The 23,714-nt window shown below is 41.2% G+C and carries 22 protein-coding genes; 5 read left to right on the top strand and 17 right to left on the bottom strand.

All coding sequences use genetic code 11. From position 1 onward, the window contains the following. The first annotated feature begins 9 nt into the window (after nt 1–9). Together pfaD and GUY17_RS06680 are read left to right on the top strand one after the other, a co-directional pair. Nucleotides 10–1,638, top strand: coding sequence for an eicosapentaenoate synthase subunit PfaD (gene pfaD, locus GUY17_RS06685; protein ID WP_162022677.1), 1,629 nt, complete (start codon nt 10–12; stop codon nt 1,636–1,638). A gap of 63 nt (nt 1,639–1,701) precedes the next feature. Further along, the gene (locus GUY17_RS06680) at nt 1,702–1,959 is read left to right on the top strand and encodes a hypothetical protein (protein ID WP_162022676.1); all 258 of its coding nucleotides are present in this window, start codon (nt 1,702–1,704) and stop codon (nt 1,957–1,959) included. Between the two features lie 92 nt (nt 1,960–2,051). Here the strand turns inward: GUY17_RS06680 and GUY17_RS06675 are convergent, their stop codons facing one another. After that, the gene (locus tag GUY17_RS06675) at nt 2,052–2,744 is read right to left on the bottom strand and encodes a fumarylacetoacetate hydrolase family protein (protein ID WP_162022675.1); all 693 of its coding nucleotides are present in this window, start codon (nt 2,742–2,744) and stop codon (nt 2,052–2,054) included. 372 nt (nt 2,745–3,116) lie between these two features. Here GUY17_RS06675 and GUY17_RS06670 point away from each other — a divergent pair, with 372 nt between their 5' ends. Beyond that, complete coding sequence (locus tag GUY17_RS06670) at nt 3,117–5,153, top strand: methyl-accepting chemotaxis protein (RefSeq protein ID WP_254439876.1); 2,037 nt, start codon at nt 3,117–3,119, stop codon at nt 5,151–5,153. A gap of 106 nt (nt 5,154–5,259) precedes the next feature. Here GUY17_RS06670 and GUY17_RS06665 read toward each other — a convergent pair whose 3' ends face one another. From GUY17_RS06665 to GUY17_RS06650, 4 genes are all read right to left on the bottom strand, one after another. Then, nucleotides 5,260–6,843: a PAS domain-containing methyl-accepting chemotaxis protein gene (locus GUY17_RS06665; protein WP_162022674.1), complete on the bottom strand. Its 1,584-nt coding sequence runs from the start codon at nt 6,841–6,843 to the stop codon at nt 5,260–5,262. 491 nt (nt 6,844–7,334) lie between these two features. Then, nucleotides 7,335–8,348 carry a succinylglutamate desuccinylase/aspartoacylase family protein gene (locus GUY17_RS06660; RefSeq protein ID WP_101087738.1) on the bottom strand — a complete coding sequence of 338 codons (1,014 nt, stop codon included), beginning with the start codon at nt 8,346–8,348 and terminating at the stop codon, nt 7,335–7,337. Next, entirely contained in the window at nt 8,348–9,253 is a 906-nt protein-coding gene (gene rimK / locus GUY17_RS06655) for a 30S ribosomal protein S6--L-glutamate ligase (RefSeq protein ID WP_101087737.1), read from the bottom strand. The genes GUY17_RS06660 and rimK overlap by 1 nt, the downstream gene beginning before the upstream one ends. 3 nt (nt 9,254–9,256) lie before the next feature. Further along, nucleotides 9,257–9,688 carry a RimK/LysX family protein gene (locus tag GUY17_RS06650; RefSeq protein ID WP_011636685.1) on the bottom strand — a complete coding sequence of 144 codons (432 nt, stop codon included), beginning with the start codon at nt 9,686–9,688 and terminating at the stop codon, nt 9,257–9,259. A 470-nt stretch (nt 9,689–10,158) separates the two neighbouring features. On the opposite strand from GUY17_RS06650, the gene GUY17_RS06645 reads away from it, so the two are divergent. Further along, a complete protein-coding gene (locus GUY17_RS06645; protein WP_101087736.1) occupies nt 10,159–10,830 on the top strand; it encodes a DUF2461 domain-containing protein in 672 nt (223 codons plus the stop codon). Nucleotides 10,831–11,273: 443 nt separating this feature from the next. After that, nucleotides 11,274–12,650 (top strand): RsmB/NOP family class I SAM-dependent RNA methyltransferase, encoded by a 1,377-nt coding sequence (locus GUY17_RS06640; RefSeq protein WP_162022673.1) that lies wholly within the window; start codon nt 11,274–11,276, stop codon nt 12,648–12,650. Between the two features lie 87 nt (nt 12,651–12,737). On the opposite strand, the gene GUY17_RS06635 is transcribed toward GUY17_RS06640, so the two are convergent. The 12 genes from GUY17_RS06635 to flhF form a co-directional block, all read right to left on the bottom strand. Continuing rightward, entirely contained in the window at nt 12,738–13,136 is a 399-nt protein-coding gene (locus GUY17_RS06635) for a DUF2802 domain-containing protein (RefSeq protein WP_059747932.1), read from the bottom strand. Between the two features lie 94 nt (nt 13,137–13,230). Beyond that, complete coding sequence (locus GUY17_RS06630; protein ID WP_011636681.1) at nt 13,231–13,725, bottom strand: chemotaxis protein CheW; 495 nt, start codon at nt 13,723–13,725, stop codon at nt 13,231–13,233. 2 nt (nt 13,726–13,727) lie between these two features. Then, nucleotides 13,728–14,810, bottom strand: coding sequence for a chemotaxis protein CheW (locus GUY17_RS06625; protein ID WP_162022672.1), 1,083 nt, complete (start codon nt 14,808–14,810; stop codon nt 13,728–13,730). After that, entirely contained in the window at nt 14,794–15,588 is a 795-nt protein-coding gene (locus GUY17_RS06620; RefSeq protein ID WP_162022671.1) for a ParA family protein, read from the bottom strand. The genes GUY17_RS06625 and GUY17_RS06620 overlap by 17 nt, the downstream gene beginning before the upstream one ends. Before the next feature lie 45 nt (nt 15,589–15,633). Further along, complete coding sequence (locus GUY17_RS06615) at nt 15,634–16,098, bottom strand: membrane anchored protein in chemotaxis locus (protein WP_162022670.1); 465 nt, start codon at nt 16,096–16,098, stop codon at nt 15,634–15,636. Further along, a complete protein-coding gene (locus tag GUY17_RS06610) occupies nt 16,091–17,287 on the bottom strand; it encodes a chemotaxis response regulator protein-glutamate methylesterase (RefSeq protein ID WP_162022669.1) in 1,197 nt (398 codons plus the stop codon). Before GUY17_RS06610 ends, GUY17_RS06615 begins: the two co-directional genes overlap by 8 nt. Nucleotides 17,288–17,317: 30 nt before the next feature. Next, nucleotides 17,318–19,531: a chemotaxis protein CheA gene (locus GUY17_RS06605; RefSeq protein ID WP_162022668.1), complete on the bottom strand. Its 2,214-nt coding sequence runs from the start codon at nt 19,529–19,531 to the stop codon at nt 17,318–17,320. Nucleotides 19,532–19,546: 15 nt separating this feature from the next. Further along, the gene (locus GUY17_RS06600; RefSeq protein ID WP_101085377.1) at nt 19,547–20,284 is read right to left on the bottom strand and encodes a protein phosphatase CheZ; all 738 of its coding nucleotides are present in this window, start codon (nt 20,282–20,284) and stop codon (nt 19,547–19,549) included. Nucleotides 20,285–20,297: 13 nt separating this feature from the next. Continuing rightward, nucleotides 20,298–20,681 (bottom strand): chemotaxis response regulator CheY, encoded by a 384-nt coding sequence (cheY, locus tag GUY17_RS06595; protein WP_011919599.1) that lies wholly within the window; start codon nt 20,679–20,681, stop codon nt 20,298–20,300. 44 nt (nt 20,682–20,725) lie between these two features. After that, nucleotides 20,726–21,445 (bottom strand): RNA polymerase sigma factor FliA, encoded by a 720-nt coding sequence (locus GUY17_RS06590; protein WP_101085378.1) that lies wholly within the window; start codon nt 21,443–21,445, stop codon nt 20,726–20,728. Continuing rightward, nucleotides 21,438–22,319 carry a MinD/ParA family protein gene (locus tag GUY17_RS06585; RefSeq protein ID WP_011636672.1) on the bottom strand — a complete coding sequence of 294 codons (882 nt, stop codon included), beginning with the start codon at nt 22,317–22,319 and terminating at the stop codon, nt 21,438–21,440. The genes GUY17_RS06590 and GUY17_RS06585 overlap by 8 nt, the downstream gene beginning before the upstream one ends. Nucleotides 22,320–22,323: 4 nt before the next feature. Next, complete coding sequence (flhF, locus tag GUY17_RS06580) at nt 22,324–23,709, bottom strand: flagellar biosynthesis protein FlhF (RefSeq protein WP_162022667.1); 1,386 nt, start codon at nt 23,707–23,709, stop codon at nt 22,324–22,326. Nucleotides 23,710–23,714 lie beyond the last annotated feature (5 nt).

Raw genomic sequence — 23,714 nt, 5'->3', positions numbered from 1 at the left:
GGAATAATAATGACAACTCAAGTGCATAACGAAAAGCTTTCTCCTTGGCCATGGCAAGTTAGCCAGCAACACGTCAGTTTTGACCCTGTAGGCATGGATAAGAAGCTTAAAGATTTATCACAAGCGTGTTATGTGGTTAACGACACACAACAAGGCTTAGGGGTTGCTCAGCAAGCCCAAGTCGTAACCGATGCTATTACTGCAGCAAATGCTCTGCCAGTCAGCGCATTTGCCCCTGCCCTTGGCACCCAAAGCTTAGGTGACAGTAATTTCCGCCGCGTGCATGGAGTAAAATTCGCCTATCATGCTGGCGCAATGGCCAATGGTATTTCTTCTGAAGAACTGGTTATTGCGTTAGGTCAGGCGGGTATTTTATGTTCATTTGGCGCAGCAGGGTTAATTCCATCTCGAGTTGAGCAAGCGATTAACCGCATTCAAGCCGCGCTGCCAAACGGGCCTTATGCGTTTAATTTAATCCACAGCCCAAGTGAACCCGCACTTGAACGTGGCAGTGTCGAGCTATTTTTAAAACACAAAGTGCGTACTGTTGAGGCATCTGCCTTTTTAGGCTTAACCCCACAAATTGTCTATTACCGCGCAGCAGGCTTAAGCCGTGATGCACACGGTGATGTGCAAATAGACAATAAAGTAATTGCGAAAATCAGCCGTACTGAAGTGGCGATTAAGTTTATGCAACCTGCGCCCGTTAAAATACTGCAACAGTTGGTGGATGAAGGACTTATTAGCGCAGAACAAATGGAACTGGCTCAATTAGTGCCTATGGCTGATGATATTACTGCTGAAGCAGACTCTGGCGGTCATACAGACAATCGACCATTAGTCACTTTACTGCCGACTATTTTGGCATTAAAAGATGAAGTACAAGCACAGTACAAGTATAAAACCCCTATTCGGGTTGGTGCCGGTGGTGGTGTTGGCACGCCTGACGCAGCACTGGCGACTTTTCATATGGGCGCAGCCTACATTGTTACCGGTTCAATCAACCAGGCTTGTGTAGAAGCGGGAGCCAGCGAGCATACTCGTAAATTACTGGCCACCACAGAAATGGCTGATGTGACGATGGCACCTGCTGCCGATATGTTCGAAATGGGCGTTAAGCTGCAAGTAGTAAAACGTGGCACCTTATTTCCAATGCGCGCCAACAAGTTATACGAAATTTATACCCGCTATGATTCGATTGAAGCCATTCCAAGCGACGAGCGTGAAAAACTTGAAAAACAAGTATTCCGCTCAAGCCTGGATGATATTTGGGCTGGCACGGTAGCGCATTTTAATGAGCGCGACCCAAAGCAAATCGAGCGTGCTAAAGATAATCCTAAACGTAAAATGGCGCTGATTTTCCGTTGGTATTTAGGTCTGTCTAGCCGTTGGTCAAACACTGGTGAGCTTGGTCGCGAGATGGATTATCAAATCTGGGCTGGTCCGGCACTCGGCGCATTTAACGCATGGGCTAAAGGCAGTTATTTAGATGACTACACCCAGCGTCATGCAGTAGACTTAGCCAAACACTTAATGCATGGCGCAGCTTATTTGGCCCGAGTTAATTTATTAACAGCACAAGGTGTTAGCCTTCCGGTAGCATTACAACGCTGGCGCCCAGTTGATCAAGTAAAGTGATCGACCAAGTGAATAGATTGATCTCGCTTTATTGCGAGCTCAACGAGATAGACAGGAACCGACATGAGCGATACACAGAAACTCGATTTTTCAGCGATTAATGAACCGACATTGGCATCCTTTAATCAACAAAAAAATCTGATAAAACGCATGCTCAAAGGCAACAGCGCAACTTGCAGCGACTGTAATAAACCACTAACACTGCAATTACCGCCTAATACTAAAAAGGCACCAAAAAACGCTAAAGCCCCAGGGATTTATTGCGCTAAAGGTTGCACTGATATCGAGCTAGACATGGAAGCCGTAGCGTTAATGCAATAGCATTAATACCCATTTAATGTCTTCATAAAAAAATGACCCTCTTTAGTAAGAGGGTCATTTTTTTCGAGTATTCTTTATTGCACGGCCTAACGTTATTTAGCCAGCCATTGCTTAACGATCTTTGGGTTACCACAAAGCTGTTCAATCGGTTTTTCCCCCGACAGCGCAGCCTCAAATACAGTAAATGGTACATTTGCCCATAAGCTCAACTCAAAGGTAGTATTTTCCGTCACCACGCCTACGCCTTTGGGTGTCCCTGTCATCACAATGTCACCATCATTTAAGCTCATAAACTCACTGACGGCGTTATAAATAGCGTGTGGCTGGTACATCATTAATTGCTGATGACCTAATTGCGTCACGGCATTATCAATGGTTAATTGAAAGCACCAATCTTTGATGTCTGGCGTTATAGCAATAAATTCGCTGAATAACGCCGAACCATCAAAAGCTTTAGAACGCTCCCACGGTAAGCCTTTAGTTTTTAAATTGGTTTGCAGCTCACGCTTAGTCATATCAAGCCCAACACCAACTGCACTAAACTGACCATTATTTACCATAAAGCATAATTCGGCTTCATAATGTAAAGGCTCACCTAAGTGACTACACAAAGTAGTGGTAATGGCTGAGTTTGGTTTAAGGAACACTACCATATCATCAGGAATTTCGTTACCGAGCTCGTCAATATGCTCAGCATAATTACGCCCAATACAAATGATTTTTGATGGCGAGACGAGGCGTACTTGGCCATTTGATTGCGTTAGCGAAACGGATTGTAAACTCACATTAACCTCGAATAATTGAAATAGTGATAAGAGTAATCCTTCTAACAATAAAGCGAATTATTTCAAAATAGAACAACGACTCTTTTTAAATCATACCCAAAGCATTATCGTTTGCCTATTAGATTGTGAATGGTTCAATGATATTGCTCATTAATCATAATCAATTGGCACACATGCTCAATACCTATTTGGATTGAAAAAGTAAAATATAACTATAAAAACAAAGGTATATTTCTATTTTCACACAATGCCATTTACATTATTTTAACAACCAACTACTCTAGAGTTTGTCACTATTAGACAAAAATCATGCTTGATTAAGTATTAATACAGTAAGAATGACGTCAAAAAAATAACAATATGAGAGACTAAATGACAATATTCGAATTGACAATCAAACAAAAAATAGCATTAGGATTTGCCTCAATTGGCTTATTACTGCTTGCTGGAAGTAGTTTTTTTTATCATTCCTTGAGTAAAATTCAAACAGCCAATATTAATATCGAAACGTTAGCAGTACCGGTACAAAACCAGTCAAATGCCTTACAAATTACCTTATTAAAAATGGCTAAAACCGGCAGTTTAGCTTATTCACAAATCGATAATGACAATATTGACCTCAGTTATAAGCAGTTCAAGCAATTGCAACTAGAGTTCAGAGAGGTATTAAAGACATTATCTGCAAAAGTTGCTGATCAACCCACAATGCTTCAGTCATTAACGCAAGCTCAAAAATCATACCAGCAGTACGAACAGCAATCGCACATCATGTTCAGCGCTAAACTTGAAATAGGACAAAACCGCGACAGCTTCAGCGCGTTAAAACAACAATTTGATAATGTTCGAATTAATGCCAGTAACAATATGATTGATTTAGAACTGATAGAAGCCCCGTCGGGCGAGCAGCAGTTATTAAACGAAGTCATTGGCGGCGGAGTACGCATCGACGACATGCTGTTTACTCTGGGCAATACCATGACAGAACTTGGCCGATTAACCTCTGTTGATGCCGTTAATATTCATAAACAAGATGTGGCCATGTTATTAGGTAATATTACGGTTAATGGCAACTACTTAACCCAACAAGCAGAGCCATTGGGTGCAACTACGCTTTTTGTCGACTTTGGCACTAACTTGCAAGCCATTAAACAGTTCACCGACACCCCTGGGACCTTATACCTCGCACAAGCAAATGTCGTCAATCAGCAGCGCTTAGCCGAAAATAGTAACCAGCAAGCTAACACCTTTTTTGATGCCACCAACACTCAGTTAGATCAATTGGTCAAACTTGCCAATGAAAGATTCCATCAATTACAAATGGTTGCGATTGATGAAGTAAGTACCGCACAAACTTTTGCTATTACAATGGCAGTGGTGTTTGTGTTAATGGCGATGTTTATCTATTACTTTACCTCAAAAGCCATGTTAGGCCCTCTACAAGCCATTAACAGTGCATTATCGCGCATTGCCAGCGGTGATTTATCTCGGAGATTAACCAAACGAAATAATGATGAGTTTGGCGAGCTGATGGATAACATCAATAAACTGTCTGACGATCTAACTAATTTATTGCAAGCCATTAGTCGTGATGCACACTTGCTAGATGAATCCGCTCTTCGCTCGCAAGCGCAAAGCGAGACAATATCTCATTCGGCCGCCGGACAAATTAACAATATTAATCAAGCTAAGCAGCTTGCAGAGCAAATACATCACAGTTCAAATCAAGTCAATGAGCAAGCTTCAGAATCTGAACAACATGTTAAATTAGCCTCTTCGCAAGGAGTACAAATAAAAACCATTGCTAATGATAACCGTTTCCGTATTGAAGCCTTATCAACCAGCTTGCGCGACTCAGTCGAGACCATGGCAAAGCTCAGTCAACACAGTGATAATATTGGTGGGATTTTAACCACCATCAGTGCGATTGCCGATCAAACTAATTTGTTGGCCTTAAATGCTGCTATTGAAGCCGCTAGGGCCGGTGAGCATGGGCGTGGATTTGCCGTTGTTGCTGATGAGGTGCGTTCATTAGCCTCTAGAACGCAATTAGCAACCGCCGAAATTCAAACCATGATTAGTGCCTTACAACAAGAAACAACCTATGCCGTGACAGCCATCTCACAAGGGCAAAGACAAGCCAGTGAATGTGTAGAACAAAGCCAGTCGTTGCATGATGCAATCGAACAAATAGAGGCGGCGCTTAGCACCATTAATGGCATGAGCCAAAGCATTACTCATGCAGCCAATGAACAAGTAAGCCATAGCCAACAAATAGAGCAAACGATGACTCAAACAGCCGATTCAGCAGAACAAAATGCCCATGAGTCAGCTTCAATGACACAGCAAAGCCAGCAATTAAATCAATTAGCTCACTCACTTACCACCTCTGTTGAACGCTTTAAACTCTAATCAGTAGCGTAATAAAATCTTTAATAAGAGACACAATAAAATAGGCCAGTAATCGCAATGATTTCTGGCCTATTTTGACGCTGAAAAAGATGCTGTGGTATATCGTCTATTTCTTACCTAAGGTCCCTACAGCAAAGCGCCTGATAATAGATCGAACCATTAACACTGACTGGCCCAATTCACTACTGTTATGTAGCGATTTTTCTGATGAAGCTTTAGTAATTTCTGCAGAATCAGCAATATCAATAATTTGCTGATTAATATGCTCAGCAACAGCACTCTGCTGCTCTACCGCCGCGGACATATCTAAAGTAAGTTGGGTGATTTGTTCAACGGATTGGTTAATCGACGCTAATGCATTACGTGTTTTATCAACAATTTCAACACCTTTACTGGCCGCTTGTTCACCACTAACCGACACTTGAACGGCATTACTGGCTCGCTTCGTTAATACGCTCACAATGCTGTGAATTCTGTCGGTGGATTCGCGGGTTTTCAGTGCTAGGGAGCGCACTTCATCTGCAACAACGCTAAAGCCACGACCTTGTTCTCCCGCCCTTGCTGCTTCAATCGCGGCATTTAAGGCCAACAAATTGGTTTGGTCGGCAATACTCGAAATCAGGCTGGCGGCTTGTCCTATCTCACTTGTAGATTCAGATAACTCGCGTACTGTTTTGGCGATATCCGCGACAGAGAGATTTAACTCATCAATAGATTGCTTAGCTTCATTAGCCAGTTGAGCCCCTGCATTAACATTGTCTAACGCTTCTTTTGCGCTATAAGCATTACGTTCAACGTTCGCGGACACTTCTTGGATAGCAGTGGACATTTGGGTAATTGCCGAGGCAATTTGTTGTGTTGCTCCACTTTGTAAGCTCACCGCTTTAGCCGTTGACTCAGCCTCTATTTGGGTGTGTTCGACAATGCCATCTAATGATTTTGCAGCATCTTCAATCCGCGTCATCGCAGTACGACAACGGGCAACTTCGCAACCCAACGCTAATTTTGCCTGCGCTTTGGCGCCAAAGTCAGCAAAATAGGTTTCTGCAACAATGAGATCTGTAAACGAATTAGGATTTAGTTGGACCACTTCATACCAATCTTGTTGCTGTTTATAGCCCAACCATGCCGTTGATACTACAAGCGTGAATAACCCTATTGCACCAGGGAGAACACCCCAAAATTCAGTTAATACAAGGGACAAAATAAACATGGGTAACCAAGCCGGTAATAATTTAATGACTTGATGTTTTATTTTTGCATGAAGTGGTCTTGGTGACTTTTTAGCTTTTATTCTGGCATAAGCCGCTTCAGCACGGGCAATTTCGCTTGATAATGCAGTCACCCTAACGGACTCGTAACCGGCGACTTTATTATTATCAAATACTGGCGTAACAAATGCACTAACCCAATAATAATCACCATTTTTACGGCGATTCTTAACCAGCCCCATCCACACTTTACCACTAGAGATACATGCCCACATATCCTTAAATACTTCACCTGGCATATCAGGATGACGCACAAGATTATGTGGCTTACCAATCAATTCATTTTTGTCGAAGCCGCTGACGTCAACAAAAGCATCATTGCAGTAGATAATATGACCGCGCAGATCGGTTCCTGAAATTAAACGAACATCATCATCGAAGTGGTATTGATTAAGGGTAATGGGTTGATTATTGCGCATAGGCACTGACATCCTTGTCTCGGTATAGTGAATAAGAACACTCATTAATGCTATCTGTTACACCAAAGGTGCATAGACAGAACTTCCATTTAATAAGGGGGTGGAGAAATGTCATCACTATTGTGAGTGTGCCATATCCCTATTTATTATAAGTCATTATAGTTTGATATGTATTTGAAAATTGTCAATTAAATAATTAATTTTACCCTAATACTTACCACTCGCACAGTGATATAGATAAATTCTGCTAAGACGTTTCTATCGATTTACCCAAGCGACTACCCAGGGCAGAACTTAACAGGTTAACTGCAAAAGTGAGTTATTTCTTAAGGGGATATAGTGGTGAAGGCTTAATATGTGAGGCAATGTATTGCCCCACATATTAATTTGACGCTCAAATGATCCAAGTTGTGCTCTCAATCAGCTAACAATATTCAATTTGAGCAGCAACAGGGCCATTTACACAAAACAAACATCAATGTACAAATGTATTAAGCGTATTCTTGCATAAAATCGTCAAGGTTATCGTTGATGATTTCTATCTCGTCACCGCTAAATTGCGCAATATGAAACAAGGCTTCGCCTTCATTGGTCACGGGAATATTACTGTTGCCAATAATAATTCCGTCTGTCGGCGCTAGCAATGGCAATGGTTCACCACCCAAAGGGTTAACGATATTGGCTAACACCTGCCCTTTAGAGACGCGCTCACCCAATTTAAGCTTAATATTTACTAATCCATCAGACTCACTACGGACCCAATAACTGCGGCTGGCATTGACGCTGGTACTTTTAGTTTTAATTTTGCCTTTAGTCATACTTAAACAGCGCATCACATTGATAACACCATTAACGCCAGATTTAATCGACATATCACTAAAGCGCAGTGCTTCACCTGCTTCATATAAAATACAAGGAATATTCAGGCTGTTGGCATAACCACGCATTGAACCCTCACGTGCTTTTGATGACATTATCACCGGAGCACCAAAGGCATTTGCCATGTCGAGCATCACTTCATCGTCGGTGTCACAACGGATCTGCGGTAAATTATCGCGATGGATAGCACCAGTATGCAAATCGACAATGTGGGTTGCACGTTTCACTAAAATACTGCTGAATAAATGGGCTAAACGACTCGCTAGCGCACCTTTAGCAGAGCCCGGAAAACAGCGATTTAAATCGCGACGATCCGGTAAATAACGAGATTGTTGAATAAAACCAAACACGTTAACGATGGGAACAATTAATAGGGTTCCCGTTAAGGTTTTAGCATTAACACGACCGAGCAAACGTCGACATATTTCAATGCCATTTAACTCATCACCATGGATTGCTGCACAAACCAATAAAACAGGTCCCGCTTTAGTGCCGTGAAACACTTCAACGTGCAAATCCATCGGTGTATCGTTATACAGTTTTGCTGCGGGCAATTTGACACTTTGTTGAGTGCCTGCCGCTACGCTAACATCACCGATAACAAACGGTTCATGCTTTTTTACCATTAACCAACACCTTTCGTTTTTGAACTTGTGGATTTAACGTTTTTCTCAATAAACTGAATGATTTTTTCAGCAACATCAATGCCGGTAGCTTTTTCGATACCTTCAAGACCAGGAGATGAGTTAACTTCCATCACTAATGGACCGTGTTTAGAACGTAAAATATCTACGCCAGCAACATTTAAACCCATTGTTTTAGCGGCACGTAACGCGGTTGAGCGCTCTTCAGGCGTTAATTTAACAATGCTAGCAGAACCACCACGGTGTAAATTAGAACGGAACTCGCCAGGTAATGCTTGGCGTTTCATCGCGGCAATCACTTTATCACCAATAACAAAACAACGAATATCTGCACCACCGGCTTCTGCGATATATTCTTGCACCATGATATTAGCTTTTAGGCCCATAAAGGCTTCAATAACAGATTCAGCCGCTTTGCGAGTTTCAGCTAAGACAACACCAATACCTTGGGTTCCTTCAAGTAGCTTAATCACACAAGGGGCGCCACCGACCATGTCTAATAAATCGGGGATGTCTGCCGGTTTATTGGCAAAACCTGTTACTGGTAAACCAATATTTTTACGTGATAATAGTTGCAATGAACGTAACTTGTCACGTGAGCGAGTAATCGCGACCGACTCATTTAATGGATGTGTTCCCATCATCTCAAACTGGCGCAATACCGCGGTGCCATAAAAGGTGACAGATGCGCCAATACGCGGAATAACCGCATCAAATTTTGGCAGTTCTTCACCGCGAACATGGATGCTAGGCGCATTCATGTTGATGTTCATATAACACTTTAATGGGTCAACAATATTGACAATATGACCACGAGCTTCAGCAGCTTCTTTTAACCGACTTGTCGAGTATAAATTCTTATTTCTCGACATTATTGCAATATGCATTTGTTATTCTCCTGCTAGAAATGATTCTGCTGAATTAACCAAAAAACGCCCTTCTAATGCGCGGCGTCCCAATAACATTCTAAATTTCATGTGATCTCTATTGGTTAACGTCAGTTCGATGTCAAAAAGTTGATCACCGATTAAGATCGGCGTTTTTATCACGTAGCGTTTCGTTACATGACCACCAGAGTCACTAACATCTCGGCGATCAAATACATGAAATTCACAGACGACTTCACGATCTGAACCTTGGTCAGGATGAAGCCAGACTCGAACCCATTTTTGGTTTTCTTTTTGAAACGGTTTTATTTTGAACGCATGTAAACAAGATGTTTTTGCGCCAGTATCCACTTTGATTTTGACTCTTTCGTTGCCAATATCAGGAAAAGTGCCCCATTCACGCCAACCCACAATACCGAGGGAATGTTCAGTCATGGTCAATCCTTTCTTGTAGAGGAATTATTCATTCCAAAGTGTTATCTTTCTATAAATTCAATATTTGAGCAGACGCCACAATTAAGTTTTTGATTGCACTGCTCAACGTATACGCTTTGTTAACCAAACGTTAACCGACAAAGTTTTTGTCAAAAATATAGCCTTCAAAACAATTTTAACACCAACACTTTATTTATATCAAACTAACATTAACAACATATCTAAAAAAAATTTCTATGTCAGTAAGTTACAACAACAACACGACCATACCTAAAGCGCCAAAAACTAACGTTTACCTTGTTTTTTAATACAAAAAATACAGAGTTAACATTTAAATGTTCAAATAACGTGCACAATATTAATGGCTTAAATCAACCCTAGCTATTTCACTCAGAGTAGACATTGTTTAACATGATAGCCAAATTATAACATTAATATCTGCATCGCTATTGTAAAAAAAAGGTACCGTCATGTTCAGTCAGCATAGTTTCGATTTTTTAAACAGTCTAGCAGTTAACAACGATAGAGAATGGTTTAAAGCCAACCAACAGCAATACGAAGATCAAGTGAGAACGCCAGCTTTACAGTTTATAGAAGCCATGCAAGGGCCTATTTTAGGTTTGTCGCCACGATTCATCGCCGTGGCTAAAAAAGTTGGCGGCAGTCTAATGCGCCCACAACGCGACAGTCGCTTTAGCAAAGATAAAACGCCTTATAAAACCAATGTCGGCATTCAGTTTAAACACTTTCAAGCCAAAGATGTCCATGCTCCGGGGTTTTATGTTCACATCGCTAATGATGAATGCTTCATTGCCGCGGGTATTTGGCACCCAGAATCAAAAGATCTCAATGCCATTCGTCATTGTATTGATGAAAACCCTAATGCTTATCAAAAAGCATTAACTCAACTATCACAAGCAGGATTTGAATTAACGGGAGATAGTTTAATTAGACCTCCACGAGGATTTGATAAACATCACCCAATGATTGCCGAGCTCAGGCGAAAAGACTTTATTGCCATCAAACCAATTAGTTCAGAACAAGTATGTCAGGCTGATTTTGTTGAATTTTGTGCACAAGAATATCAACATACCCGCGCGCTAATGGCCTATCTATGTTTTGCATTAGATTTAGACTTTTAGTGAGAGTGAATCATAACATCATCATAGAAGCGTCGTTTCGACGACGTGAATAAGCGTATTGAACCTGAACTCGGGATAAGGAATTAACTTAGCTATTTAAAATCAGCATGTTAACCAAGCTCACTTTCAAGCTTGTCATTTGTTATGCTAACAAGGCGAATTGACGCGTCAATAGCTAGCCTATAGTAAGTCGATTCAACACAGTTAGCAGGACAAAGGGCTGCTTGAAAGGCGTTTATTATCCCGAGCTCAGGTTATTTAACACAGAACGCGGGTGATAACCTTTGAGAATTATTTATTATTACAAGATTGTCGCTAAGGTATGATGTCATTTTGGCCAACATAGTTTTAGCTCATCATTTAGATAAGCCGTGTTAAACTAGCAAGAAATAGTCCCCTGTACAGCATCGGTTATGTGCTGTGCGGCAATATCAGGTCAATTCATGAGTCATAATATTCCCGCCATGTCTAACGCAACCACATCAGACGAGACACATGCGCAAGAAATAGCTGCGACGACACCAGCACAAAAGCGAGCCCTAAGTTATTCAACCACTATTGAGACACTGTTTAATCAGGTTATGAGTACCAACATGCCTGCCGATCGAATCATTGGCCAATATTTTCGTGAACATAAAAAACATGGGTCAAAAGATAGGCGAGTGATCCGCGAAAGTTTGTTTGGTCTATTTCGCTGGTGGGGCTGGTTAAAGCAATTAAATTCAAGCCAAAAACACACTACATGGTTTCAACAGCTAAGCACATGCGCGATGTTGGAACAACATGAATGGAATGACGTTACTACTGCCTGGAATGACTTCGCAAGTTGGCCTCAAACCCGCCCGGACCAGGTTGAACTGATAAATACCCCTTCATTAAATGACAAATTAACCGCCTTTATTAATGTAAGTGGCATTGATACCTGTCAACTAACCCAGTTGTTACCACAATGGTTTTGGCAACTTTGCCCTATTGATGATGTTAATCAATATGCTGTTGTTAATGCAATGAGCAGTCGACCTCCGATCTGGGCTCGTGCACAAACATTATCAACAGAAAAAGTGATCGAATCTCTTCGACAAGCGGGCGTTGAAGCAAAAGCGAATAGTTACTTTTCTGATGCCATAAATTTAGGTCATAAAAGCATTAATCTAAATGAAATAAATGTTTATAAACAAGGTTATCTTGAAATCCAAGATTTAGCCTCGCAAGTAATTGGTCAAATTTGTCAACCAAGTAACCATGAAAAATGGTGGGATGCTTGTAGTGGTGCTGGCGGCAAAACACTGCAATTATATTCATTAATGTTGCAGCAAAGCTCTGCCTTAACGGGCAGTATTATTGCATCTGATATTCGAACTAAACCGTTGGAAGAGCTACGCAAACGTGCCAAACGTGCAGGTTTTGATAATATTAGTGTTGCACCTTGGAAAGGCGAGGTATTGCCCGTAGATGCGAATACCTTTGACGGAGTGTTAGTCGATGCACCCTGTAGCTGCACAGGTACTTGGCGTAGAAATCCAGATATGCGATGGCTTGATGATGCCAGTGCAGTAACAGATAAACCGATGCTACAGCTAGCCATTTTACGACGCAGCGCAGTGGCAGTAAAAGTAGGCGGTAAATTGGTTTATGCTACGTGCTCTTTATCACCTAGTGAAAATGAACAAATTGTAAAAGACTTTTTATCAGAAACAGCCGAGTTTGAACTTGAACCGGTCATCCATCCTTTTACTGGGCAACCGTGTAATATGCTGACAATTTGGCCTCAGCAAGCCAATAGTGATGGCATGTTTGTCGCAAAAATGCGCCGCAAATAGTACGCCTAGCCGAAAGAGAATTAAAATTCCCCACTAAAAAGCCATCATATCGATGGCTTTTATTATTGCGAGCTTATGGGTAACGGGCTATTTTCGATGTAGGCGTAATATTAATTCAGCTTCTGCTTTAGGTAACTCACACTCTTGCATTAACTCTTCAATACCGGCCCCCAAACCCACCATTTTTACTGCCCTAGAATATAATTTGGCTTGAGGGTCTTGCTGGCTAGCTTCTTCCAACATGTCAAATTGCTTGGAGAGTTTTTTCTCTAATTCGACAACTCGCCTTCCTACACCAATAGTACCACTGCGCAATTCGTGTAGTTCACGTTTAACAGCTTCCCGCTGACGGTCGCTTTCTTTTACTAGCACTGTTAGGGCATTAACTTTAGTTTTTAATTTACTCGACTGTTTTTGTAAGTAAAGTACCAAACCAAGACATGCAATAACGTACACTAAAGCTGCAATTAGAAATTCATCACCCATTAACATACCTTTGTTGCTTCAACCAAAAAAACAAAATTAAAGCCAAAACAAAAAGCCAACAGTAATTCGGTTGGCTTTTTTCATCAGATTACGATTAAATTTGTGTTAACTCTACCCACTCATCATCAGATAATAATTTATCCAAGTCGACTAGAATCAATAATTCGTTATCGCGGTTGCTCACGCCTTGAATATATTTAGCGCTTTCTTCAGTGCCCACATTCGGCGCGTTATCAATTTCTGAGCGACGTAAATAAACCACTTCAGCTACACTATCAACTAAAATCCCGATCACTTGTTTTTCAGCTTCAATAATAACCACTCGAGTAGAATCATCCAGTTCGGCTGATGGCAAACCAAAACGTGAACGAGTATCGATAACCGTTACCACGTTTCCGCGTAAGTTAATAATACCTAAAACATAATCTGGTGCACCTGGTACAGGAGCAATTTCGGTGTAACGTAATATTTCTTGAACTTGCATTACGTTAATACCGTAGGTTTCATTATCTAGCTTAAATATAACCCATTGTAATACTAAATCGTCTTTAGCTGCAGTAGCCGCTGCTACACTTCTAGAATTGCTCATAGTTAACCTCGGTCAATCGAATCCTGACAACCTAAACCTGCATCAAGCATTTTGATTAATGCTTGAACATGTAAAATGCCACACATTTGTTGTTTTACTACCCCAGCAAGCCAAGGACGCTTACCCGGTTTCTCACGCCAATTGACGTGTGATTTATCTATTTTAACGGCGTTAACTAACGATTCGCACGTTAATCCCCACTGACTATCTTCAAGCATAACAAGATATTGATAATTTACTGTCTGTGCTAATTCTGGAGTATATTTTTCAGGCATCACCCACGCGCACGTATCAACCACATTTATTTTAGTATCTCGGTGGGTTTGCACCCCTTTAAACCAAGATGGCCTACCGATAAGATGGCTTATCTTCTCTATTTTTATAATCCCACCCAAACTCACTAATGGCACAGCGAGTGTTAACCCTGCTACATTGAAGAATAACACCTGAAATTCATCTTCAAGTAACTCTTGCAAATCATGAGTAATACTGGGCGGTTGGTGTCCAATCTGAGTCTGTGGCGCATTGTGCTCTTGCGTCGGCGAATTCTCTACCAACTGTTCATGCTTAATAATAGCGTCTTTTATATCAGCATGTGAACTTTCGTTATTGTTTATATCGACTAACGGCTTGATTTCTTTATTCGTTAATTCTGTTTGTTGTATTTTTGCACGACTAATGCCAACTTCAGGCTCAATATGAGTGATAGCCTGACGAACTCGTTCTGCACTGGCTTTAATCTGTTGCGTTAAATCGGTTTCTACTCTGGGTTTAGACACAGCAGATAATAATTTTTCAAGTGCCTGTTTATCGACACTGGTAGTTGGCTCTGCATATTGCCTAGCAATGACAGGAGAGGCTTTAGATGATGTTAGTTGTGAATAATGTGCCGATAACGTCATTTCAGCCGACATACGAGTCGGTTTGTCGTCGTTAATAATGGACACTTTATCGGTGATGTCATTAACGGAATTAACAGAAAGACTTGGTTTTACCTCAAGGCTTTGCTCAGTAATCGGTTTAGGCGATTCCTGTAATAAAAGACTGAAATAATCAAAAACAGTTTCATCAACCGATTTTGACATGAGTAAACTCCTGAGAAAATAAAAAATCCAGCAAACGATTATATGCTTTTACACCCCGGCTACTGGCTGAATAATGTGATGCGGGTAAATGAGCCAAACTTGCATCTCTAAATTTTGTATCTACAGGTATTACATCATTGGGCCACAGTGTTGAAGCATATTTATCCTGCAAAAATTGTAACGCTATTGGGGACGCTTTAGTGCGCTTGTCATACATTGTAGGTAATACGGTATAGCTATAACGGGTTTTCTTAGAACGCCCCATTATTTCCATGGTTTTCACCATACGTTCGAGTCCTTTTATCGCCAAAAACTCAGTCTGAACAGGAATAATAATGTGATGACTTGCTGCTAATGCATTAACCATTAACACCCCTAATACTGGCGGACAATCGATAATAGCAACATCATATTTATCTTCAAGCAATGACAATAAGTTACGTAACACCAACCCCATTCCTTCTTGATGACCTAGTGACCTATCAAGTGTCGCTAACGCCATATTAGCCGGAATGATATCAAGCCCTTCAATTTGAGTTGGAAGCACATTTTGTAAAATAAAATCTTGGGTCAGTGTTTGATGATTCAAAAAAACATCATAAAGCGAGCAAGGCACTTCGTCTGAATCAATACCTAAGTAATAGCCCAATGAAGCATGAGGATCGGTATCGATTATCAACACTCGTTGTCCACGTTTAACCAATGCTCCGGCTAAACTGGCTACTGTGGTGGTTTTACCTACCCCACCTTTTTGGTTAGCTACCGTCCATACTTTCAAAGAAGCCTCTCAACTCATTATAATGATATTGTTATGGTAAATTGACTACTGCTTGTGTTGTTTATCATCGCGGGTTGTTACACGGATGCCACCATTAGGTAAACGGATCACTTTAACCCCCTGAGCATCTTCTGACACTATGACTTCTTGATCATTTTGTTCAGCAGAAACATCAGTATCGTGCTCTACCTTATCAATATCAGTAAGCGGTGCATCATCTAAAGAACCCGGACCAAACAGCACACTTTGTGCTTGTTTTTTTCCTGCTGACGCTATGATTGCTTGAGTTTGTTCAGGATGTTGAGTTAACCAATTAGCAATATTAGCGGCCTGATCATCGGGTACCATCAATAACACTTGAGACGCCGTTAATCGTGCTACATCCTGCTCTAATAAAGTCACTTTTTGATCAGCGTCAATATACAAACCCGCTAATACTACTATGGCAATAAAGGACAAAAAAAATCCCAGTTTTTGCTTGGTCTGCAATGAGTATTCTGGCTTAGCCACGACTAGACTCTTTTAAAATAGCTTCAGCCATATTATCTAATGAAATAGAGTGAGTTGCGATACCGGTTGATGCTACAGCTTGAGGCATACCATATACCACGCAGCTTGCTTCATCCTGCGCCCAAATAGTGGCACCGACAGACTTTAACATTCTGGCACCTTCTCTACCGTCTGCGCCCATTCCCGTTAATACAACCGCTAAAACATCACCGCCAAAAGCTTTGGATGCTGATGCAAAAGTAATATCAACACACGGCTTATAGTTCATTTCTTGGGTTCCGGAAATGACTTTAAGTCTTCCAGAAATACCGCTTCGCTCAATCATGAGCTGCATGCCTCCGGGCGCCAAATAGGCACAACCAGGGCGCATGGCATCACCATTTTCGGCTTCTTTTACCTCAATTTTACACAAGGTATTTAAACGAGCTGCAAAGGCTGGAGTAAACGCCGCAGGCATATGCTGTATCAACACTATGGGATGAGGATAATTTGCAGGAAATGCAGTTAATACTTTCTGTAATGCTACTGGCCCACCGGTTGAAGTCCCGATGAGTAACAATTTATAGTGCTTACCACTGGCCCGAATAGACGATATTGTAGACGTTGTCGGATTAGCGCTCTGACGATCTGCTAAGGTTGTGGATAAACTGGAACGAGTCGCTACAGGCGTTGTTGTGGAAGCTAAACGACTGCTTAGCGGACGACGAGGCGTGTTGATATCTGGAGCCGCAATCGTTGAACGACGAGATTCTGGTAATGAAGTAGGTGTTAACGAACTTGGCCGATATATCCTACGTCGACCTAATGCTTTAATTCGTTGCTGTAACAAAAGAATCGCATCGTCTTTATTGGTTGCTATATCTTCAAAACGTTTTGGCAAAAAATCTAATGCACCTGCTTCTAACGCATCAAGTGTCGCTTTAGCACCATCATGAGTTAACGATGAAAACATTAAAATGGGAGTAGGATTATTAGCCATAATTTCACGGACAGCAGTTATACCGTCCATCACAGGCATTTCAATATCCATCGTAATGACTTGAGGCTTTAACTTTGCAGCCATATCAACAGCTTCTTTGCCATTAACAGCAACGGCAACGACTTCGAGATCAGGATCTTGATTGACAATCTCACTGACTCGACGTCGAAAAAAGCTAGAATCATCTACAACTAGTACTTTTATGGCCATTTAATTCCTTAAATAATGGAACTTTTATTCTTATTTTATTTTTTTGCTTTTAGCGTAATGTTTTAGCAGTCCTGGCACATCTAAAATCAGTGCAATACCACCATCGGATGTAATTGTCGCACCCGCCATACCTGGAGTACCTTGTAACATACTGCCAAGCGGTTTAATTACCACTTCTTCTTGTCCAATCAATGCATCTACAACAAAACCAATTTGCATAGTGCCAAGCTGAACAATAACCACATGACCATGCTTCTTATCACCATGTTTAAATGTTGATTTTTTACTGTGCAGCCAATGTTCTAGGTAAAATAATGGCACGGCCTTATTACGGAAAATCACCGTCAATTGACCATCGACTATATTGGTTTTTGTTAAATCTAAATTAAAGATTTCATTCACACTTGATAATGGTAGTGCAAAAACTTGATTAGACACATCAACCATCAATGTCGGCATAATAGCCAAGGTTAATGGCACTTTAATTTCGAGAACAGTACCCTTACCTTTCATTGAGTCAATATAAACAGTACCGTTAAGTTGGTTGATGCGGGTTTTCACCACATCCATGCCCACTCCACGGCCTGAAATATCTGAAATTTCAACTTTGGTTGAAAACCCTGGGGCAAAAATCAAATTGTAAGCTTCGTTATCGGTCATTCTCGAGGCGGTATCTTCATCAAGCACACCACGACTTATCGCAATTTGTTTTAGCTTCTCAGGGTCCATTCCCGCGCCATCATCCTCAATTTTAAGCAGGATGTGGTCACCTTCTTGGCTAGCCGATAAGGTAATGGTACCGGTTCGAGATTTACCGCTAGCTTCACGAGTTATCGGCATTTCGATACCGTGATCGACTGAGTTTCGAACCAAATGGACTAAAGGATCGGCTAACGCTTCGACTAAGTTTTTGTCAAGATCGGTTTCTTCACCAATCATGATTAAATCAATTTCTTTATTTAAGGTACGTGCTAAATCACGAACAACACGCGGGAAGCGACCAAAAACTTTCTTAATCGGTTGCATGCGGGTTTTCATCACCGCACCTTGTAAATCAGCCGTAACCAAATCCAGGTTTGCTAGCGCTTTGGACATCTCCTCGTCTTCACGATTAATGCCTAAACTAACCAATCGGTTACGCACTAACACTAACTCACCAACCATATTCATGATTTGATCTAAACGAGCAGTATCAACACGAACCGTTGTTTCACCTTGTGGGACAGACGCCGCTTTAGCAGGTGTTTTGTCTTTTACAGGTTCAACCTTTGGAGCAACTACAGGGACTGATGTCGCTACTGGTTTAACAACAGGAGCTGGGCTAACTTTTGCTGCTTGCGGAGGGGCAACGGCTTTAGTAGGTTGAGCTGGAGGAGGCGTTTGCGATTTAGCAACTGGCGCAGTACCTTTTCCGTGTAATTCATCTAAAAGACGCTCAAATTCATCGTCAGTTATTTCATCAGAATCAACAAGGGGTTCAACAATAGGCGTTGCAGCAGGCTTAGTTGGAGCTGCAGGTTTGGTTTTAGCTTCAAATGAACCTGAGCCATGTAACTCATCTAATAATGCTTCAAACTCATCATCAGTGATTTCATCGCTACTACTTGCGGCAGGCTTTGAATCAATATTGTCTTTTTTTACTTCAGAAGGTTTAGCTGCAACAGGACTTTTACCCGGACCATGTAAGGCATCAAGCAACGCCTCAAATTCTGACTCATCAATGTCATCAATACTGCCAGTGTCAGATACTTCCGCTGAGGGAATGCTAATATCTTCGACATATTCAGGATCACTGAATTCAACAATATTTTCAATTGGTTCTGGCTCATCTGCCGACATTTCTGAAGGTAATGGCGCTCCTGAACTTAATAATTTGAGTTTAGCAAGTAATGCAGAATCAGCAGGGTCTTGTGATTCTCCCTGTTGAGTTTGAGCAAACATGGAATTAATCGCGTCGACCGCTTGCAAAATAATATCCATTAATTCTGCATTTACGCCACGTTTACCGGTGCGTAATAAATCGAACGTGTTTTCAGCTTCATGACACACGTCAACCATCGGTTTTAGACTTAAAAAACCAGCCCCACCTTTAACAGTATGGAATCCACGGAAAATAGCATTGAGTAAATCACTGTCATCAGGATTATTTTCAAGAGCAACTAGCTGCTCCTGTAGAAGCTCTAAAATCTCGCCAGCTTCAATTAAAAAGTCCTGGAGTATCTCTTCATCAACATCAAAAGACATTAAATTGACTCCTAATTAGAAACCCAGACTTGATAGCAGATCGTCTACTTCATCTTGACCTGTCACCACATCTTCACGCAGTTCAGCATGCATGATGGGACCTTCTGCTTCTATTTTATTTTCGTTTATAGTTGGCAATGATTCGGTAGTATGATCTCCGAATACCGTTAGCATTGAGACCAGATTACTTTCTACTTCACGAACTAAATCAATCACTCGACGGATCATTTGCCCCGTCAAATCTTGGAAGTCTTGCGCCATCAAAATTTCATTTAATAACTCGCGAAGACGATTAGAATCATTTTCACTATGTAACATAAACTGCTGAACATCATGACAAAGTGACTTAAACTCACCCATTTCTATGTCACGACGCATCAATTTATCCCACATTGGCGTCACTGATTGTATATTGCTAATGATGGTATCGGCCAAAGGTAGACATTCTTCAACTGCATCCATGGTTTTATTTGCAGCTTGTTCTGTCATGTCGATAACATAGTTCAATCTTTCTTTAGCATCTGGTATTTCGGTATTGGCTAATTCAGATAAACGGTTATCAACTTGAAAATCTTTTAGTGCACTATGGAGTTGTCGAGTTAGCTTACCGACTTCTTCAAAAAGCTCACGCTGCAATGGCGTTGCAAGCTCTCTGATCATTTCATCGGCTTTATCTTGTTGACCCAAGGTAAGCAATTCAACAAGTTCTTGGGCCTGTTCGAGAGTGATTAACCCCGATATTGATGCCTGCATGACTTATCCTTGCTTATGCGAGTCGTTCAAAGATTTTGTCTAACTTTTCTTTTAACGTAGCTGCGGTAAAAGGTTTTACGACATAACCATTTACACCGGCTTGCGCTGCAGCAATAATCTGTTCACGCTTAGCTTCTGCAGTTACCATTAGCACAGGTAAATGCTTTAACGAATCATCTGCACGGATTGCTCTAAGTAAATCAATACCTTGCATTCCAGGCATATTCCAGTCTGTTACCACAAAATCAAAATCGCCTTTTTGTAACATAGGTAGGGCTGTTGAGCCATCATCTGCTTCTTGGGTATTATTAAATCCCAAATCTCGCAACAAGTTCTTAATGATACGCCTCATTGTTGAAAAATCGTCAACAATAAGAATCTTCATATTCTTGTCCAAGGTTTCCTCCGGTGAGCTGACACTCGTTTGCTCTAGATAAGTTATTATTCTTGTGTCCAATGCTTGAGTTTCGCTTTTAATCTGAGCATTGCCTGACTTAATATCTGGCTTACTCGCGATTCGCTAACTTCAAGGATGGCACCGATTTCTTTTAAATTTAATGCTTCGTCGTAATACAACGACAACACTAATGCATCTCTTTCTGGCAATGTCTTAATTGCTTCAACCAATGCAGATTGGAATTGAATTTCAGCAAGCGAGTCAAAGGTTTCATCTGGCGTTTCGTTGTCTGTGATTAACACATCTTGCGACACGCCAAGGTCTTCTATGCCTATGATTTTACCAACAGAAACATCATTTAAGATATGATGGTATTCATCGAGAGACATATCAAGTTTTTCAGCAATTTCTGTATCATTGGCATCTCTTCCAAGCAGTTGCCCCAATTCATCAATTGCATGTGCTACTAGACGATTATTACGATGAACTGAGCGCGGAACCCAGTCACCACGTCGAATTTCATCTATCATTGCACCACGAATTCTGATGCCTGCAAAGGTTTCAAACTTAGCCCCTTTACTGTTATCAAATTTAGATGAGGCCTCAAGTAACCCCATCATCCCAGCTTGTAATAAATCATCAAGTTGCACCGATGCTGGTAATCTTGCCAGCATATGATGAGCAATTCTTTTTACCAACGGTGCATACTGTTCAACAATAGACGTTTTGTTATCGAACTGAGTATACGCGGCGGCTTTATTCACTCGTTCTTCCTTCTTGTATCGGCTTACGTTGTACAAGACGTTCAACAAAAAACTCTAAATGACCACCTGGCTGTTGTGGAACTGGCCAAGTCATAATTTTATTGGCTAATCCATGATAAGCAATAGCTGAAGGCGACTTAGGATACGCTTCAACAACTAACTTTTGCTTACGAACAGCTTTACGTAAATTTTCATCGAATGGTATTGTTGCCACTAATTCTAAAGCAACATCTAAAAATCTATCCGTCACTTTACTGAGTTTAGCAAATAATTCCATACCTTCTCGTAAACTACGTACCATATTTGCCACAATTTTGAAGTGGAACACACCATGTTCACGACTTAAAATTTTAATCAGCGCATAAGCATCAGTAATTGATGTTGGTTCGTCGCAAACGACTATCAATACATCCTGTGATGCACGAGAAAAACTCAGCACCATGTCTGATATACCAGCAGCAGTATCCACAATTAAAATATCGAATTGAGTTCGCATTTCACTAAATGCACGGATAAGTCCAGCATGTTGTGCTGGCGACAACTCAACCATCGCTTGAGAACCCGATGTGGCAGGAACAATACCAATACCTTTAGGTCCACGAACAATGATGTCATCTAATTCGGCATCTCCGGACAAAACATGAGATAAATTTTTCTCAGCACGTATCCCAAGCATGACATCGACGTTGGCTAAACCTAAATCGGCATCAAGCACTAATACGCGTTTGCCTTTTTCAGCTAGTGCTACCGCAGTATTAATTGACACACTGGTTTTACCCACTCCGCCTTTACCACCGGATACGGCAATTACTTTAACTTTATCGTTATTTGGTTGATTCATCATACGTAAACCACTTGCTTGATCCCGAGTCATATCTTTACTCAAATGCATAGGCTGTGTCATTAGACCACACTGTGTCTTGTGACGATTGTTGTTCTGTTTCATTTAACGCCGCGAGAGCCTTTTTAGCCAACTCTAACGTATCTGCTACTTTCATGTCCTCAGGAACACGTTGACCGTCAGTAACATAGCTTAATGGTAACTCATTTTGAATCAATACGCTCAATGCACCTGCAATTGATATCGATTCATCTAACTTTGTTAAAATCGCACCCGCTAATGGAATTCGTTTAAAATGTTCTACAGCATCTTGTAACACACGACGTTGACCAGTCGCAGATAAGACTAAGTAGCTCCGAATTGGGATTCTACTATTTGCTGTTAAATTATCCAGTTGCTGATATAAGCGCATATCTCGCTGTCCCATACCTGCGGTATCAATTAATACTAACTTACGATTTCTAAATTGATATAGAATTTGTTCTAATTCGGTTAAATCATGTGCTTGCTTAACCGGACAGCCCATTATTTTGCCATAAGTCGCTAATTGCTCATAGGCACCAATACGATAATGGTCGGTGGTAATTAATGCTACCTGCTCTGGGCCATGATGGGCTGCAAAGCGAGCGGCTATTTTAGCTAAAGAAGTTGTCTTACCTACACCGGTTGGACCAACAAACGCCACAACACCACCACGTTTAACTATATCGTCGCCTTGATTGTCGAGTAAATTGGCTAAACTTTGTGGTAATGCTCTCACTAAATCGGCTGGGGTGTAGTGTTGACTTAGCCCCGCTAGTTTAGCAGCAACGGCTGGAGAAAACTCTGCTGCAATCAATTTACTTTCTAGCATTGCGCCAACAGGATCGGTACGCTTTTTTTGATCTTTCATCAACGATGAAACTTGATGGGTCAATAAGTTACGCAATGAAGCCATTTCTTCGCGCAGAGCATCCATATCAGCAGATTGATTTTTATTGGTTTTTTTAGCTTGCTCTGGTGCCGCTTGCGATTGAAAAGTTGATGCTGGTTTAGCAGACTTTGCCCCTTGTAATTGGCGGGCCCATTCTGGTAAATCCGGTTCATCTTGGCTGACAGACATTTGTTGTGTCATGCGATTATGTTGTTTTTGAAGTAAGGCTTGTAAAGAGTCGGCCTCAGGAGGTGGGTTCACCTTTGATTGAGCTTTCATCACAGGCTTAGCGCCTAATGACACCCTATCGTCACTAACATCCATAAAACCGGTAGTCGGCGCTTGTGATGCGATGGCGGCTTTAGGTTCATCATAATCTACAGCAGCGACAATTTCGATTCCGCCAGTGACTTTTTTATTTGACATAATGACAGCGTCAGAACCTAAGGTTTCTTTTACTTGAGCCAATGCAGCGCGCATATCTTTGGCAAAAAATCGTTTAATTTTCACTTATG

Source organism: Shewanella sp. Arc9-LZ (assembly GCF_010092445.1).
Classification (GTDB): Bacteria; Pseudomonadota; Gammaproteobacteria; order Enterobacterales; family Shewanellaceae; genus Shewanella.
The sequence above is the reverse complement of the archived record's forward strand: the minus strand, read 5'-3'. Positions and strand labels throughout refer to the sequence as shown.